Here is a 2,318-nt window from a genome sequence, read left to right as displayed (position 1 = left end):
CTGCCCGCCGCTGCCAACGCCGCGGCCAGCTCGGGGGGCGCATGCATCGCCGTGGCCACCTCGTCGCGGGTCACGTCGCCGCGCCCGTTGCGGCGGTCGCGGCCCGCAAACCGCCAGCGGTTGTACTCGGCCCAGCCGATCAGCACGCAAGCGCAGGCCAGCAACAGCGCCGGCAGCCAGACCAGCAGCATCGGGTCGATCTTCTGCTGTGCCAGGTACAGCTCCATGAAGCCCAGCCGCACACCGACCACCCACAGCAGCAGGGTCGCCAGCGGCAGCCACAGCCACGCATACACCGCCCACACCACCAGCGTCGCGAGGCCGTAGAGCGTGCGGCTGCCGGGCGCCTGCGCGCTTGGCGCGTGGATGATGGCTGGCCCGGGTGTCGTCTGTCGGCTCATGGTGAGTGCCTTATCGGTAGCCACGGTCGGGACTGGTCCACACCGCGAGTTGCCCGCGACGCTTGAAGAGGGTCAGGGGAACCGCCGCCAGCGTCGTCATCAGGCTCAGCAGCCAGTACGCGGCGGGGTACCAGATCATCCAGTAGTAGTAGCGGCCGATCCGCGGCTCGTAGCGGCGGTCGATCAGCAGGCTGACGGCGAATTGCAGCAGGCAGACCAGTGCCAGCACCACGCCGTGCCAGCCTGGCATCAATCCCCCCAGCTCCCAGTGCGGCGGCATCGGGGTGAACATGCCCACCACCCACGTGACGATGATCCACAGCATCGTCATCGCCCACAGCACGCTGAGCAGGTACTCGGCAAGCACGCCCCACATCCGTCGCCGGCGCCAGGTGAAGAGCCCTGCCCCATGCCGCAGCAGCACCTCGGCACCGCCGCGTGCCCAGCGCAGGCGCTGGCGCCACAGGCCGCGCAGCGTCTCGGGCATCAGGATCCAGGCCAGCGCATTGGGCTCGTAGCGGATGTCCCAGTGCTCCATCTGCAGGCGCCAGCTGATGTCGATGTCCTCGGTCACCATGTCGTCGGCCCAGTAGCCGACGTGGTGCAGCGCGGTCTTGCGGAAGGCCGATACCACCCCGGAGATCGTGAACAGCCGGCCGTAGCCGCGCTGGGCGCGCTTGATCATCCCGATGATCGAGGAGAACTCGCCGACCTGGAGCTTGCCCAGCAGGGTGGATCGGTTGCGGATGCGCGGGTTGCCGGTGACCGCGCCGACCCGCGGGCCGCTGCACAGGTGCCAGACCAGCCAGTGGCAGGCGTACTCGTCGAGCAGTGCGTCGCCGTCGATGCACACCAGGTACTCGGCGCGCGCGGCCAGGGTGCCCATGCGCAGCGCATTGGCCTTGCCCAGGTTGCGGTCCAGGTGGATCGCCCGGACCTGCGGATGGCGCGCGGCCAGGGCATCGAGCAGGGCGCCGGTGTCGTCCTGGCTGCCGTCGTTGATCGCGACGATCTCGAAGCGCGGGTACCGCTGCGCCAGCAGCGCGGCGATCGTCTCCTCGATGTTGTCGGCTTCGTTGTGGCAGGGCACCAGGATCGACACCAGTGGCGCGTCGGCGAATGCCGGTGGCTGGTCGCGTCGCGGCTTGCCGCGCTCGCGGCGCAGGTAGTAGTACACGCCCCCGGCCAGCCACAGGAACGACATCAGTACGGGGTACCAGAAGGCGAAGGCGAGCAGCTTGTCGATGCCCATGGTCACAGCTCCGGGTACGGGAAACGGCGTGCGGAGAAGGCCTCGCGCGCGTCGTCCCGCGCGGGGTGGTCGGCGACGAAGTCGTCGGGGTAGTAGGCGAGGTGCCGCACGCCCGCGGCCTGCAGCCTGCGGCTGGTCGCCGGCAGGTCGCTGTTGGGGATCCGGCCGGCGCCATCGCCGCCACGCCAGTCCACTGTCTGCAGCTGGAACACGGTCCGCCCGAACGCGCCGGGGACGGCGGCGACGGCGTCGGCCAGGCGGTCCAGCCACGCGGCGGGGGCGTCGCTGTGCTCCATCCACGGCATGGCCATCACCACGGTGTAGTCGTAGGCCTGCAGGAAGGCCGGCAGGCCCTGGGCGAACCACGCCTCGCTGGCGGGCTCCAGCACCGGCCGCGCGAACAGGTTGCGCGAGGTCGCCAGCCTGGGACGCCAGCGCTCGGCGGCGCGGTGCAGCTCGTGGGTGAACTCGATCAGGTAGGCGGTGCGCGCGGCGGGGTTGCCGGGGAACAGCGATGGAAGCTCGCGTTCGCGCAGCAGTGCGTCGTCGTGGAAATGCAGGCCTGCGACGGGCGCGGCAATCGCCAGGTCCTCGTAGAGGTCGGTGATGAGCGCGCGCGCTTCCGGGTCGGTCGGGTCGAGGCGGAACACCTCGCCCGGCTCCGG

General features: G+C 70.5%; 3 protein-coding genes. All 3 read right to left on the bottom strand.

The window, feature by feature from the left end:
• Positions 1-401, bottom strand: a 401-nt coding sequence (gene pgaD / locus ACKVMH_RS06105; RefSeq protein WP_412699636.1) for a poly-beta-1,6-N-acetyl-D-glucosamine biosynthesis protein PgaD, incomplete at its 3' end; no start/stop codon positions are given.
• Between the two features lie 10 nt (positions 402-411).
• Positions 412-1,653, bottom strand: coding sequence for a poly-beta-1,6-N-acetyl-D-glucosamine synthase (pgaC, locus tag ACKVMH_RS06100; RefSeq protein WP_215219995.1), 1,242 nt, complete (start codon positions 1,651-1,653; stop codon positions 412-414).
• Between the two features lie 2 nt (positions 1,654-1,655).
• Positions 1,656-2,318: poly-beta-1,6-N-acetyl-D-glucosamine N-deacetylase PgaB (locus ACKVMH_RS06095; RefSeq protein ID WP_412699635.1), on the bottom strand; the 663-nt coding region annotated here is incomplete at its 5' end.

It is taken from the genome of Lysobacter zhanggongensis, assembly GCF_046638635.1.
GTDB classification, from domain to species: domain Bacteria; phylum Pseudomonadota; class Gammaproteobacteria; order Xanthomonadales; family Xanthomonadaceae; genus Novilysobacter; species Novilysobacter luteus.
The sequence above is the reverse complement of the archived record's forward strand: the minus strand, read 5'-3'. Positions and strand labels throughout refer to the sequence as shown.